General features: G+C 61.9%; 13 protein-coding genes. 4 read left to right on the forward strand and 9 right to left on the reverse strand.

The genetic code is table 11. The annotated features are described in order from the left end of the window. Nucleotides 1-50: 50 nt before the first annotated feature. From ACN0X6_RS11500 to ACN0X6_RS11510, 3 genes are all read right to left on the reverse strand, one after another. Nucleotides 51-1298, reverse strand: coding sequence for an MFS transporter (locus ACN0X6_RS11500; protein ID WP_417704032.1), 1248 nt, complete (start codon nucleotides 1296-1298; stop codon nucleotides 51-53). A gap of 69 nt (nucleotides 1299-1367) precedes the next feature. Continuing rightward, a complete protein-coding gene (locus tag ACN0X6_RS11505; RefSeq protein ID WP_417704033.1) occupies nucleotides 1368-1814 on the reverse strand; it encodes a PaaI family thioesterase in 447 nt (148 codons plus the stop codon). After that, nucleotides 1811-2290: a PaaI family thioesterase gene (locus ACN0X6_RS11510; protein WP_417704035.1), complete on the reverse strand. Its 480-nt coding sequence runs from the start codon at nucleotides 2288-2290 to the stop codon at nucleotides 1811-1813. Before ACN0X6_RS11510 ends, ACN0X6_RS11505 begins: the two co-directional genes overlap by 4 nt. A gap of 174 nt (nucleotides 2291-2464) precedes the next feature. On the opposite strand from ACN0X6_RS11510, the gene ACN0X6_RS11515 reads away from it, so the two are divergent. Beyond that, nucleotides 2465-2761, forward strand: a complete 297-nt coding sequence (locus tag ACN0X6_RS11515) for a hypothetical protein (protein WP_003460576.1) — start codon at nucleotides 2465-2467, stop codon at nucleotides 2759-2761. Between the two features lie 42 nt (nucleotides 2762-2803). On the opposite strand, the gene ACN0X6_RS11520 is transcribed toward ACN0X6_RS11515, so the two are convergent. The 5 genes from ACN0X6_RS11520 to ACN0X6_RS11540 form a co-directional block, all read right to left on the reverse strand. Continuing rightward, nucleotides 2804-3199 carry an MAPEG family protein gene (locus ACN0X6_RS11520; RefSeq protein WP_160018217.1) on the reverse strand — a complete coding sequence of 132 codons (396 nt, stop codon included), beginning with the start codon at nucleotides 3197-3199 and terminating at the stop codon, nucleotides 2804-2806. After that, nucleotides 3196-3930 (reverse strand): DUF599 domain-containing protein, encoded by a 735-nt coding sequence (locus ACN0X6_RS11525; protein WP_160018218.1) that lies wholly within the window; start codon nucleotides 3928-3930, stop codon nucleotides 3196-3198. Before ACN0X6_RS11525 ends, ACN0X6_RS11520 begins: the two co-directional genes overlap by 4 nt. A gap of 937 nt (nucleotides 3931-4867) precedes the next feature. After that, nucleotides 4868-6184: a branched-chain amino acid transport system II carrier protein gene (brnQ, locus tag ACN0X6_RS11530; protein WP_417704037.1), complete on the reverse strand. Its 1317-nt coding sequence runs from the start codon at nucleotides 6182-6184 to the stop codon at nucleotides 4868-4870. Nucleotides 6185-6548: 364 nt separating this feature from the next. Beyond that, the gene (gene cysS, locus ACN0X6_RS11535; protein WP_417704039.1) at nucleotides 6549-7934 is read right to left on the reverse strand and encodes a cysteine--tRNA ligase; all 1386 of its coding nucleotides are present in this window, start codon (nucleotides 7932-7934) and stop codon (nucleotides 6549-6551) included. Then, nucleotides 7934-9598, reverse strand: a complete 1665-nt coding sequence (locus ACN0X6_RS11540; RefSeq protein ID WP_417704041.1) for a glutamine--tRNA ligase/YqeY domain fusion protein — start codon at nucleotides 9596-9598, stop codon at nucleotides 7934-7936. Before ACN0X6_RS11540 ends, cysS begins: the two co-directional genes overlap by 1 nt. Nucleotides 9599-9758: 160 nt before the next feature. On the opposite strand from ACN0X6_RS11540, the gene ACN0X6_RS11545 reads away from it, so the two are divergent. Both ACN0X6_RS11545 and lpxH read left to right on the forward strand, forming a co-directional pair. Next, nucleotides 9759-10256 carry a peptidylprolyl isomerase gene (locus tag ACN0X6_RS11545; RefSeq protein WP_074678802.1) on the forward strand — a complete coding sequence of 166 codons (498 nt, stop codon included), beginning with the start codon at nucleotides 9759-9761 and terminating at the stop codon, nucleotides 10254-10256. 4 nt (nucleotides 10257-10260) lie between these two features. After that, on the forward strand, nucleotides 10261-10989 hold the full coding sequence (gene lpxH / locus ACN0X6_RS11550) for a UDP-2,3-diacylglucosamine diphosphatase (protein ID WP_417704043.1): 729 nt from the start codon (nucleotides 10261-10263) through the stop codon (nucleotides 10987-10989). Between the two features lie 111 nt (nucleotides 10990-11100). Here lpxH and ACN0X6_RS11555 read toward each other — a convergent pair whose 3' ends face one another. Then, a complete protein-coding gene (locus ACN0X6_RS11555; RefSeq protein ID WP_417704045.1) occupies nucleotides 11101-11778 on the reverse strand; it encodes a tRNA-(ms[2]io[6]A)-hydroxylase in 678 nt (225 codons plus the stop codon). 157 nt (nucleotides 11779-11935) lie between these two features. Between ACN0X6_RS11555 and ACN0X6_RS11560 the strand changes: the two genes are divergently transcribed. Beyond that, nucleotides 11936-12799: a universal stress protein gene (locus ACN0X6_RS11560; protein ID WP_417704047.1), complete on the forward strand. Its 864-nt coding sequence runs from the start codon at nucleotides 11936-11938 to the stop codon at nucleotides 12797-12799. The last annotated feature ends 62 nt before the right edge of the window (nucleotides 12800-12861 follow it).

Consider the following 12861-nt stretch of genomic DNA (forward strand, 5'->3'; position numbering starts at 1 on the left):
TCGGGCAGGTAAAACCTCCCGCTAGCCGAATATGGCGGGTTGCACCCGCCCTAAGGCTCCAGCAGTTCCAGGCGACCGATTTCCTCCGGCTTGAAACTGAAGCTGGCCTGGCCGCCGCCACTGCCCATCTGCTGACTGAGGCGAAGGCTGCCATCGTCATCGACACCAACGAAACGCCCCTCTACCGTGCCGCCACTGGCGCGGCTCAGGCGCATGCGGAGGTTGCGGTACTGCTCCGGGTTGCGCTGCAAACGTGCCAGGCTGAAACGCTGACGACGGTCGAGCGGACGACTGAGACGCTCCTCGACGGCCGTCACTTCAATTTGCTGTGCCGGTTGCCTGGCCGCAACGGAGGGCAATGCCGGGAAGTGATCGCCATCCACCATCCAGCCTTGTTCAGGGCGCTTGTGCAGACGAATTGGCAAGCGCTCACCACGCCCGTCGATCTGCGCGTCAACCTGCAATTCCAGGGTATCGCCCTCGAAGGTGAACACCGGCAGTTTCAACTCACGCACATCGCGCGTGGCGAAACGTCGTTGCAGATAGTCCTGCAGGACATGGACGATGGTGTCACTCGAGTCGTACCGGGCATCGACCTTGCCATCGACATAGCGCAGGCGATCACGATACAGCTCGACCCGGCCGCTCAGGCTGGTCTTGAAGCGTGGCGGCAGGACCAGGTGGAAATCACCGACCAGACGATTCGGTTCCTGCGGCTGCAGGTCCAGATGCAGGGTGTAGCCACGACTCAGGCGACGAGCCTCGGGCAGATCCTGCTCCGGCAACAGCCAGTTCAGCTCTACCTCTGGCAGGTTACCGCTGTCCTGGGGCAATACGTCGATACGCACCGGACCATCGACTGGCTGCGGCAGTCGGATGCTCAACTCGCGCAGGGCGAAGAAATCCAGGCCCTCGCGCAGCACCAACACCCCATCGATCAGCTCAGCCTGCTGCGGGCGAAACGGCTGGCCGTTGAGCTCACCGTCCAGATCGATGGCCAGCTCTGCCGGCACCTGCACCTCGGGCTTGAGCCAGTCCAGACGGACGATCGCCGCCAGACGCTCGGCATCCTTGCTGGCCAGCAAGGTCAAGCCCACCACCAGCGGGATGACGCCAAGCCCGATCAGCGTGACCGCGCTACACGCTCGCCGCCAGTGGCGTACCACGTAGATCAAGGTGATCGGCGGGATCAGACTGCCCCAGCCCCACAACAGACTGGTGGCGAACGCGCGCATGACCAGCCATACCAGACCGGCCAGCATCAGCACCAGGCCACCAATTATCAGCAACGCATCCATCTACAGGGTCCTTGTCATGATTTCGCTGCGCTGCCGATCCGCTCCGACTGCCGGGCAAGTCTCAAGAACTCAGGGCTCATCGACCTTGAAGTGGGCACGGGCGGTGGCAATCGGTTCGGTCTGCTTGGTCTGCCAGGCGGTGATCGCCACGTTGGCCACCCGACGCCCCTGCCGCCAGACCTGGCACTGCGCATAGGTGTCACGATAATGGCCGGCGCGCAGGTAATCTATCGAGAAGTCGATGATTTTGGGCAAATGTGGAATGCCCATGAACATCAACAGATGAAGCATGGCCGCATGCTCCATGAAACCAGCGATTACACCGCCATGTAACGCCGGCAGTACCGGGTTACCGATGCTGTCGCGGTTGGCTGGCAGACGAAAGACCATGTCATCGCCCAGACGCAGGCATTCGATGCCCAGCAGCTTGGCGTAGGGGATCAGGTTGATCAGCGAGTCATAATCGTTCTGCTGGTGCGCACGCGCCACCAGTTGCTCCAGGCTCAGCTCGCTCATGCACCACCGCCTTGCTGGATATTGCGCTTCAGCTCACCGCCGCCCTGCACTGCCTTGCCCATGCGCATGAAGGTACCAACCACGTGGGCAATCGGCTGCTCGGGGTCATCCTGATAGGCATAGCCGCGAGTGAAGATGATGTTGGGCGTGACCCGGTAACACTCGGCAAAGCCGAAGACGTCCTTGTCGGGCTCGGCCGGGTGCATGTAATCGATGCGCAGATCGAGTGTCGGGCAGATCTCGAATTCCGGCAGCACACAGACCGTGGAGATACCGCAGGTGGTGTCCATCAGCGTGGTAATGGCGCCACCGTGGATCACACCAGTGTCCGGGTTGCCGACAATATGCGGCGCGTACGGCAAGCGCAGCGTCAGTCCTTTGCCATCGGCCGACTCGACACTCATGCCCAGCACCTGACAATGACGCAATGCTGCCAGAAACCGCTGCGCCCGCTCCTCGATCGACTGCTCACTCATCACACTGCCGCTCTGCCGCAAAAAAGGCTGCGCATGATAGCGCCTTGCTCCCGGACTCACACCCGTCCGGGGCTTGCTCTCAAGTCCAGGGGAACTTATTGGCATCGCCGACATTCGAAGTGACTGTGTGCTCTGGGGTCAGCCCAGCCACTTATAACTCTCACACATGGAGTGATGACCGTGAACAAACCTCTGACTTATGCCCTGCTGCTTGCCACTGCCCTGGGTCTCGCCGCCTGCGAGAAAACCCCGGAAGACAAGATGGAGTCGGCCAAGGAGTCAGTCTCCGAAGCGATGGAGAACCTGGGCGATGCAGCCAAAGACACTGGCGATGCTATCGAACAGAAGACCAACGAAGCCTTGGGTAATGAACCTACCACTGGCGAAAAAATTGAGGATGCGGCCAGCGATGCGGCCGACGCCATCGAGGATGCCGGCGACGAAGCCAAAGACGCAGTCGACGGCCAGTAACCTCCGCTGAAATGAAAGAAGGCCCGCATTGCGGGCCTTCTTTCATTTCAGCGCCGGGCTGATCATCAGCAGCAGGCTACAGGCCAGGCCCACCACCCAGACCAGGCTGCGCTGCCAGTGCAGATCCCACCAGTAGAACAGCAGGTACAGCACGCGGCTGACGACGAAGGTGACGGCCAGAATGTCGACCAGAAAGCCGTAAGTCTGCGTGGTGTGCGCCATCAGCACACCTGCCGCGAACAGTGGGAAAGCCTCGATGCTGTTCAGATGCGCTGCCAGGGCACGCGCGCCGAAACCCGTCAGACGCGCCTGCTGGGCGCGTGGGTGATGGTTGTCGTAACGACCACCGCCCTCCTTGGCCATGGCCTTGGCCACCGGGGCCTTGGCGATGAAGATCAACAAGGCGCTGATAAAGACGCACCAGAACGGCAGGCTCATTCACTCTTCTCCTTGGCCACCTCGGCGGCCGGCGTTGGGGTATACACCATCACTTCCAGCACATCCGAGTGGAACTCGCGGCGATACAGCACCACGACCACGCCAGCAGTCACCAGCATGAAGAACCAGGGGTTGATGAACCAGGCCAGGGTTGCCATACCAAAATAGTAGGCGCGCAAACCGAAGTTGAACTGGTTGGCGGCCATCGAGATCACCCGCGCTGTGCGCTCTGCGAAAGCCTTGCGCTCCTGCTCGGTGACATGCCGCTCACCCACCATTGGCGCCGAGCCCACCAGCACCGCTGCGAAGTTGTACTGGCGCATACACCAGCTGAAGGTGAAGAAGGCATAGACGAAGATGATGCCCAGGCACAGCAGCTTGATCTCGGATAAACCACGACTGGCCTGCTGCACGAAAGGAATGTCGGCCAGCAGCGACAGGGCGCGGTCGGAAGCGCCCAGCACGGTGAGGATACCGGCCAGGATAATCAGCGTGCTGGAGGCAAAGAACGAGGCGTTGCGCTCGAGGTTGCCGATCACGTTGGCATCGGCAATGCGATTGTCACGCAGCAGCATGCGGCGCATCCAGTCTTCACGGTACAGGTGCAGGACGCTGGCCAGACAGGGCGTGGTTCGCGCCTTCAAGGAGGCATAGCGGGTGTAGCCGCCCCAGCACAGAACGAACCACAGAGCGGCCAGAAAATGAGGCAGATACGGATAGCTGTTGAGCATGCCAACTCCTTGCAAGACTGCTGCGGATTATAGCCAGGCTGCCTCTTTCCTTGTTCGACAAAAAAGGTTCTTCGCATTTTCGTGGGGCGGATACGCTTGACACCGGACTGGCAATTACGTGTTAGCTGTCGATGACCTGGCACTCTCCATTAGCACGCCGCCTGGCTTGATGGGTTTCGCCCCTTACGGGCGACTCACTTTCTTTGCTTGTGCAAAGAAAGTAAGCAAAGAAACACACCCCTACATACGGCCCCGGCTGCGCCGGGGTTCCCTCGCTCCATCACCACTCCAGGGGCACGCTGCGAAGGGCCATCCCTGGCCCATCGCAGCTCTCGCGACATCCATGTCGCTCAACCCCTTACGCGGTGATTCCACTCGGCCTCCTGAAGGGGACTTGGGCGTCGTCTGTGAGATCGCGTTTCAAGAGCAAAAACCAAACGCTACCGACTTTGATCTTCCGAAGATTTTGCAAGCTCGCGAACCGGTCCCCTTCAGGAGGCCGAGCGGAGGTGTTGCGTAGGGGGATGAGCCGCATGGATGCGGCGAAATACCGATGGCGGCCCCGCTTAATGGGCCAAGGATGGCCCATGTAAGCCGGCCCCCGGAGCGGCACCGGAGCGAGGAAACGCAGCGAAGCGAAGTAACAGCCGCAGGCTGGCCCGAAGGGTGAGCAAAGCGAATCAAGTTTCGCGCAGCGAAACCCGGATGTCGGGGTGCCCTTCTTTGGCACACCTTTCTTGGGCAAGCAAGAAAGGTGTGGCGCCCGTAAGGGGCGCAACCCAAACGCTCAGCGCACGCAGTAACGGACAATGCCAAGCCCGTGAGCAAAACGCACACAAACTTGCCAGTCCGGTTTCAACCCGGACGCTCCCCAAACTATGCGAAGAACCAAAAAAAGGCCGCCTCGTGGGCAGCCTTTTTTTGTTTCGAGGGTCTCTTACGCAGTGGTAGCGCTCTGACGCAGACCCAGAATGCGGTCCAGCACCACCACCAGAACCAGCGTCACCGCTACCGGCAGCAGCCAGCCCAGGCTTTGACCGGCCAGCGGTAGTTGCCCGAACCAGGCTGGAACCTTGTCGGCCCAGGGGGTCGCGGCAACACCATCGGCAACGCCGAAAATCAGCGTAACGGCCATCACCGGCACGAACACCAGCGCCTGGGAAACCCACAGCCGGTTGGCCAGGCTCAGGGCAACCAGCACGATAGCCAGCGGATACAGACCCACCAGAACCGGAATCGAGAAGCTGATCAGTTGGGTCAGGCCCTGATTGGCCACCACCAGGCTGAACAGGCCGAACAGAATCACCACACTGCGGTAGGAAACCGGCAGCAATTTGCTGAAGAACTCGCCACAGGCAGTCAGCAGACCAACCGCCGTGGTCAGACAGGCCAGGGTGATGACCACCGCCAGCAGCAGGCTGCCGGTAGTGCCGAACGTGTGCTGCACGTAGGTGGTCAGCACCTGCACGCCATTTTGCGCATCACCCGCAATGCCCTGGCTGGTAGCGCCGAGATAGAACAGCGCCAGATACACCAGCGACAGACCGATGGCCGCGATAACGCCGGCGATTACCGAATAACGCGTGACAAGGCCTGCGTCGCTGACACCTCGGTCGCGAATGGCGCTGGCGATCACGATGCCAAACACCAGCGCGCCCAGGGTGTCCATGGTCAGGTAGCCCTGCAGGAAGCCCTGCACCAGCGGCGCCTCGCGGTAGCTGTCGGCGACCACGCCAATCTCGCCAGCCGGCGCGAACAGCGCAGCACCGCCCAGCACTAGCAGCGCAGCCAGCAGTACCGGCGTGATGAACTTACCGATACGGTCGACCAGTTGACCGGGATTGAGCGAGAGGAACAGCACGGCCGCGAAATACACCAGGGTATAGATCAGCAGCGGCGCGCCTTCGTTACCGGTGAACGGCGCGATGCCCATCTCGAAGGACACCACGGCGGTACGCGGCGTGGCGAACAGCGGGCCGATGGCCAGGTAAACCGCTACCGCGAGGATTGCACCCGCGACCTTACCCAGGGGAGCAGTGAGCAGATCCATACCGCCGCCCACTCGGGCCAGGGCCACCACAGTCAAAAGCGGCAAGCCGACACCGGTCAGCAGGAAGCCGAGTGCCGCGGGAAGCAGATTCTCCCCGGCGGCAAGACCAGCACTGGGCGGGAAGATGATATTGCCTGCGCCGAGAAACAACGCAAATGTCATGAAGCCGAGGGCCAGGAGGTCCGAGCCTTTCAAACGAGTCATAAAGGGAAATACCACAAGCAGGAAATCGAAGAGTTGCGGGGGTTTCCTTGAGGGATCGGGGAAACGTCGCCCGAGCGTTTGGCTCGAACCACTGCAGGCATCGCCAGGCGCTTGTGGCGCCACGGACACGATAAGGCGCGCATACTAACGAAAAGCGTCCGTCAGCAGCACAGTTGGCGGACGAGCTGTCGAACTGGCGTAACTGACTGTCGCATCGGCAAAAGTTATGAGAAATCTGACCGCCACACTTTCGCTGCCTGCCTGGACCGCCCCTTATAGGACTCGGCAGCCCGCTCGCGGTGCAGGAGAAACCGAAAAATGAAAAAGGCCGCTCGAGAGCGGCCTTTGTCGTTGAGCGCGAGGCTTACTCGGCCAGGCGCCAAGTGGTGCCGCCCTTGCCGTCTTCCAGCACCACGCCCATGGCAGTGAGCTGGTCGCGGATACGGTCGGATTCCGCCCAGTTCTTGTCGGCGCGGGCCTGCAGACGCGCTTCGATCAGTGCATCGACCTCAGCAGCATCGACCTTGCCGGCGGCACCCGCCTGCAGGAAAGCCTCGGGTTCGAGCTGCAGCACGCCAAGCACGCTGGCCAGTTGCTTGAGCTGAGCGGCCAGCCCGGCGGCGGCCTGCACATCGGATTCGCGCAGGCGGTTGACCTCGCGGATCATCTCGAACAGCACGGCGCAGGCTTCTGGCGAGTTGAAATCGTCGTCCATCGCCGCGCCAAAGCGCTCGACGAAGGCCTCGCCACCGACAGGCACGGCGTCCGGCAAACCTTTCAGGCCGTTGTAGAAGCGCTCCAGGGCGCCCTTGGCTTCCTTGAGGCTCTCTTCGGAGTAATTGATCGGGCTGCGGTAGTGGCTGGACACCAGCAGGTAGCGCACCACCTCCGGGTGGTACTTCTCCAGCACCTCGCGGATGGTGAAGAAGTTGCCCAGGCTCTTGGACATCTTCTCGCCGTCCACGCGCACCGCGCCGGCGTGCATCCAGGCGTTGGCGTACTGCTTGCCAGTGGCCGCCTCGCTCTGCGCGATCTCGTTCTCGTGGTGCGGGAACACCAGGTCCGGGCCGCCGCCGTGGATGTCGAAGGTCTCGCCCAGGCAGCAGGTGGACATCACCGAGCACTCGATGTGCCAGCCTGGCCGGCCCTTGCCCCAGGGCGAATCCCAGCTCGGCTCACCCGGCTTGGCGCTTTTCCAGAGCACGAAGTCCAGCGGGTCTTCCTTGATTTCGTCGACCTCGATACGCGCGCCGATCTTAAGCTCGTCGATCTTGCGCCTTGAGAGCTTGCCGTAGGTCTCGAATCGGGTGACGCGGTAATACACGTCGCCATTGCCCGGCGCATAGGCGTAGCCCTTGTCGATCAGGGTCTGGATCATCTGGTGCATGCCGGCGATATGGCCGGTGGCGCGCGGTTCGATGTCCGGGCGCAGCACGGACAGGCGCGCCTCGTCCTCGTGCATGGCCGCGATCATGCGCTCGACCAGCGCCTCGAACGGTTCGCCGTTTTCGTTGGCGCGACGGATGATCTTGTCATCGATGTCGGTGATATTGCGCACGTAGGTCACGTCGTAGCCGCGCTGACGCAGCCAGCGGGTAACCACGTCGAAGGCGACCATCACGCGGGCGTGACCGATGTGGCAGAAGTCATAGACGGTCATGCCGCACACATACATGCGTACGTGATTGCCTTCCAGCGGTTTGAACCCTTCCTTGACCTTGCTCAGGGTGTTGTAGATTGACAGTGCCATTACTGCCCCCAGGAGTCGCGCAGGGTCACGGTGCGATTGAACACCAGGGCAGCGGCGGTCGAATCCTTGTCCAGGCAGAAATAACCTTCGCGCTCGAACTGGAAGCGATCGTCGGCAGTGGCCTGAGCCAGCGACGGCTCGGCGCGGCAACCGGTGAGCACCACCAGAGACTCGGGGTTGATGTTGTCGAGGAAGCTGCCGCCCTCTTCGCTCTTCTCCGGATTGGCCGAGCGGAACAGGCGATCATACAGGCGCACTTCGCACGCAACGCTCTCGGCCGCAGGCACCCAGTGGATCACGCCCTTGACCTTGCGGCCTTCCGGGTTCTTGCCCAGGGTGTTCTCGTCATAGGAGCAGCGCAGTTCGACGATGTTGCCGGCGGCGTCCTTGATGGCTTCGTCGGCGCGGATCACGTAACTGCCGCGCAGACGCACTTCGCCACCAGGAATCAGGCGCTTGAAGCCGTCCGGCGGGGTTTCCTCGAAATCGCTGGCGTCGATGTAGATCTCGCGGGAGAACGGCAGCACGCGGGTGCCGATGTCCTGCTTCGGGTGACGCGCCAGCTCCAGATGCTCGACCTTGCCTTCGGGGTAATTGCTGATCACCACTTTCAGCGGCTTGAGCACGCACATGGCGCGCGCGGCGTTGGCGTCCAGATCATCGCGGATGGCGAATTCCAGCATGCCGATATCCACCAGGCCGCCGGCACGGTTGACGCCAATCATGTCGCAGAATGCACGGATCGACGCCGGGGTATAGCCACGACGACGATAACCGGACAGGGTCGACATGCGCGGATCGTCCCAACCGTTGACGTGCTTCTCGTCCACCAGTTGCTTGAGCTTGCGCTTGCTGGTGATGGTGTAGTTCAGGTTCAGCCGGGCAAATTCGTACTGGCGCGGCTGCGCCGGCACCGGCAGGTTCTCCAGGAACCACTCGTACAGCGGGCGGTGATCTTCGAACTCCAGGGTGCAGATGGAGTGGGTGATGCCCTCGATGGCGTCCGACTGGCCGTGGGTGAAGTCGTAGCTCGGGTAGATGCACCACTTGTCACCGGTCTGGTGGTGATGGGCGTGGCGAATGCGGTAGAGGATCGGATCGCGCAGGTTGATGTTCGGCGACGCCATGTCGATCTTGGCGCGCAGCGAACGGGCACCGTCCGGGAACTCACCGGCTTTCATGCGGGCGAACAGGTCGAGGTTCTCTTCCACGGAGCGCTCGCGGAACGGGCTGTTCTTGCCTGGCTCGTTCAGGCTGCCACGGTATTCGCGCATCTCTTCGGCATTGAGGTCGCAGACGAAGGCCTTGCCAGCCTTGATCAGCTCGACGGCCCAGGCGTGCAGTTGATCGAAATAGTTGGAGGCGTAGCGCTCTTCGCCGGCCCACTTGAAGCCCAGCCACTCGACGTCCGCCTTGATCGCGTCGATATATTCCTGGTCTTCCTTGGCCGGGTTGGTGTCGTCGAAACGCAGGTTGCACTGGCCGCCGAACTCTTCGGCCAGGCCGAAGTTCAGGCAGATGCTCTTGGCATGGCCGATGTGCAGGTAGCCGTTGGGCTCCGGCGGAAAGCGGGTCACGATCTTGGCGTGCTTGCCGCTGTCCAGATCAGCCTGGACGATGGGGCGCAGGAAGTTGGCAGCTTTTTCGACGGTAGGCTTGCTCATGGTGTCCTTAACAATACTGGCGCGGCACAGGGTAGGCCGCTTCGGGCAAAGTCCGTATCATAACCAACCTGTCAAGCCCCTGACAGGGTGCATGCCACCCTGACAAGCGCTGTTTCTCCCCGAGCCACAGGCTCGAACCTGCCTCATCACGGATACGATCATGATCAAACTGCACACCAACCACGGCGTCATCACCCTGAACCTGTTCGCCGACAAGGCCCCGGAGACCGTGGCCAACTTCGAGCAATACGTGAAGGAAGGCCATTACGACGGCACCATTTTCCACCGCGTGATCGGCAATTTCATGATCCAGGGCGGCGGTTTCGAGCCTGGCATGAAGCAGAAGCCGACCCGCGCACCGATCAAGAACGAAGCCAACAACGGCGTCGCCAACAAGGTCGGCACCGTCGCCATGGCCCGTACCATGGAGCCGCACTCGGCATCCGCGCAATTCTTCATCAACGTCGCCGACAACGGCTTCCTCAACCACAGCGCACCGACCGTACAGGGCTGGGGCTACGCAGTGTTCGGTGAAGTGGTCGAAGGCATGGACGTGGTCGAGAAGATCAAGGGCGTCGCCACCACCATGAAATCCGGCCACCAGGACGTACCGGTCGACGATGTGATCATCGAGAAGGCCGAAGTCGTAGCCGAGTAAGTCGATGATCCTGCTGATCTCCGATCTGCACCTCGAAGAGAAACGCCCGGACATCACCCGGGCGTTTCTGCATTTTCTCGCCACTCGCGCGCGCCAGGCCGAGACGCTGTACATCCTCGGCGACTTCTTCGAAGTCTGGATCGGCGACGACGGCATGACGGCCTTCCAGCACGAAATCGCCTGCGCCCTGCGCGAGCTGAGCGACGCCGGCACGCGTATCTACCTGATGCACGGCAATCGCGACTTTCTCATCGGCCAGCGCTTCTGTCGTGAGGCCGGCTGCACCCTGCTGCGTGATCCGCACAAGGTGCAGATGAATGGCGAGCCGGTGCTGCTGATGCACGGCGACAGCCTGTGCACCCTGGACGTCGGCTACATGAAACTGCGGCGCTGGCTGCGCAATCCGCTATCGCTGCTGATCCTGCGCCACCTGCCGCTGAGCACGCGGCAGAAGCTGGCGCGCAAGCTGCGCAACGAAAGCCGCGCGCAAACGCGGATGAAAGCCAGCGAGATTGTCGACGTCACCCCGCAAGAAGTGATCAAGGTGATGGCCGCATATGGCGTACGCACGCTGATCCATGGCCACACTCACCGGCCGGCGGTGCATGAGCTGAAAGTCAACGATCAAGCGGCACGACGTATCGTGCTGGGGGACTGGGACCGCCAGGGCTGGGCATTGCAGGTCGATGACGAGGGCTTCAAGCAGGCGCCGTTCGAACTGACGAGCGCCTGACCGTAGCCCGGATGAAATCCGGGGAAGCAACCCTCAAGATCGCCCCGAATTTCATCCGGGCTACGACACTGCAGGGCTTTGCTCCCCTCTCCCGCTTGCGGGAGAGGGTCATCAGATGGCCGCTTCGCGGCCGCTCCCTGCGGGCACGCCGCTGTGAAAACGAAACTGCTCATCCGGCGTGGTGATCAGCTCCTGCTCCACGGCGCGCACCACCTCGATACGTGCATCGACATCAGCCGCATCACCATACAGGTAGGCGAGCTTGAGATAACCCCGGTAGTGGCGCCCTTCGCTCTCCAGCAACCCGGCGTAGAACTTGGCCAGTTCGGCATCCAGACGCGGCACCAGCGCGGCGAAGCGCTCACATGAGCGCGCCTCGATGAACGCGCCCACCACCAGCACATCCACCAACCGTTCCACTTCACCTCCACGCAGCAACGCGCGCAGACCGGCGGCGTAGCGCGAGGCGGAAACATGGCGGACCTCGATGCCACGTCCGCGAATGATCTTGCTCACCTGCTCGAAGTGCACCAGTTCCTCACGAGCCAAACGCGACATTCTCGCGGTCAATTCGGTCTTGGTCAGGTAGCGCCCCATCAGGCTCAGGGCCGTCTGCGCGGCCTTGTATTCCAGATTGCGGTGGTCGAGCAGGAGGATTTCCTGCTGGCGCAGGGCCTCGTCCAGCCAGGCATCCGGGGTGGCGACGCCCCCGAGAAACCCAAGAATTTCCTGCAGGATCGACACAGGTTCCTCACCATTACTCGGAACATGCTCGTAATTTGACATCATATCTGAAGCGCTCTAGGTGCTGGCGAGGTTGAAAATGGCGGGCCATTATACGAGTGGCAGGCCGGACGACCAGCACGCCGTTGATGCAGGTCAAGAAGCCGCTGGCAACGACGCACCTATAGTTGAATAAGTGCTATTCATTTTCAGGGAGACGACCATGCAAGCGATCCGTAGCATTCTGGTGGTGATGGAGCCCCAACACCCCGAAGGTCTCGCACTGAAGCGGGCAAAACTGATAGCCGGAGTCACCCAATCGCATCTGCACCTGCTGGTCTGCGACAAGAAAGGCGAGCACAGCGCCTGGCTCGAAGCTCTCAGCAGCAGCCTCGGCGAAGAAGGCTTCAGCGTCTCCACTCAGCAGTCCTGGCATGACAACCCGCACCAGACCATCATTGCCGTGCAGCAGGCCGAAGGCTGCGGGCTGGTGATCAAGCAGCACCTGCCGGACAATCCGCTGAAAAAGGCCCTGCTGACCCCCGAGGACTGGAAACTGCTGCGCTACTGCCCGGGTCCGGTGCTGATGGTCAAGACCGAACGCCCCTGGACGGGCGGCAACATTCTCGCCGCCGTGGACGTGGGCAACGCCGATGGCGAGCACCGCACCCTGCATGCCGGGATCATCAGCCATGGCTACGATATCGCCGGCCTGGCCAAAGGCACCCTGCACGTGACCACCGCGCATCCAACACCGATGCTGTCGGCTGCCGACCCGACCTTCCAGCTCAAGGAAACCATCGAGGCGCGCTACCGCCAGCAGTGCCGCAGCTTCCAGGCCGAGTACGACATCAGCGACGAGCGCCTGCATGTGCTCGAAGGCCCGGCCGACGTGGTAATTCCGCAAGTTGCCCACCGGCTCGATGCCGCCGTCACGGTAATCGGCACGGTTGCGCGCACCGGGCTTTCCGGGGCACTGATCGGCAACACGGCCGAAGTCATACTCGACGCGCTGGAAAGTGACGTGCTAGTGCTCAAACCGGACGAAGTCATCGCCCACCTCGAAGAGCTGGTAGCGCAACACTAGGACGCAGGGTGCGCCGTGCGCACCAGCAGCTTGCCAAAGCACTGAAGCCTGCCGCGCAAGCC

It is taken from the genome of Pseudomonas sp. (genome assembly GCF_048269965.1).
Classification (GTDB): domain Bacteria; phylum Pseudomonadota; class Gammaproteobacteria; order Pseudomonadales; family Pseudomonadaceae; genus Aquipseudomonas.

What these genes read in the sequence shown, in the direction of transcription:
- ACN0X6_RS11500 (WP_417704032.1), bottom strand. Translation starts at nt 1,298, where the DNA reads ATGGATGCGTTGCTGATAATTGGTGGCCTGGTGCTGATGCTGGCCGGT.
- ACN0X6_RS11505 (WP_417704033.1), bottom strand. Translation starts at nt 1,814, where the DNA reads ATGAGCGAGCTGAGCCTGGAGCAACTGGTGGCGCGTGCGCACCAGCAG.
- ACN0X6_RS11510 (WP_417704035.1), bottom strand. Translation starts at nt 2,290, where the DNA reads ATGAGTGAGCAGTCGATCGAGGAGCGGGCGCAGCGGTTTCTGGCAGCA.
- ACN0X6_RS11515 (WP_003460576.1), top strand. Translation starts at nt 2,465, where the DNA reads ATGACCGTGAACAAACCTCTGACTTATGCCCTGCTGCTTGCCACTGCC.
- ACN0X6_RS11520 (WP_160018217.1), bottom strand. Translation starts at nt 3,199, where the DNA reads ATGAGCCTGCCGTTCTGGTGCGTCTTTATCAGCGCCTTGTTGATCTTC.
- ACN0X6_RS11525 (WP_160018218.1), bottom strand. Translation starts at nt 3,930, where the DNA reads ATGCTCAACAGCTATCCGTATCTGCCTCATTTTCTGGCCGCTCTGTGG.
- brnQ (WP_417704037.1), bottom strand. Translation starts at nt 6,184, where the DNA reads ATGACTCGTTTGAAAGGCTCGGACCTCCTGGCCCTCGGCTTCATGACA.
- cysS (WP_417704039.1), bottom strand. Translation starts at nt 7,934, where the DNA reads ATGGCACTGTCAATCTACAACACCCTGAGCAAGGTCAAGGAAGGGTTC.
- ACN0X6_RS11540 (WP_417704041.1), bottom strand. Translation starts at nt 9,598, where the DNA reads ATGAGCAAGCCTACCGTCGAAAAAGCTGCCAACTTCCTGCGCCCCATC.
- ACN0X6_RS11545 (WP_074678802.1), top strand. Translation starts at nt 9,759, where the DNA reads ATGATCAAACTGCACACCAACCACGGCGTCATCACCCTGAACCTGTTC.
- lpxH (WP_417704043.1), top strand. Translation starts at nt 10,261, where the DNA reads ATGATCCTGCTGATCTCCGATCTGCACCTCGAAGAGAAACGCCCGGAC.
- ACN0X6_RS11555 (WP_417704045.1), bottom strand. Translation starts at nt 11,778, where the DNA reads ATGATGTCAAATTACGAGCATGTTCCGAGTAATGGTGAGGAACCTGTG.
- ACN0X6_RS11560 (WP_417704047.1), top strand. Translation starts at nt 11,936, where the DNA reads ATGCAAGCGATCCGTAGCATTCTGGTGGTGATGGAGCCCCAACACCCC.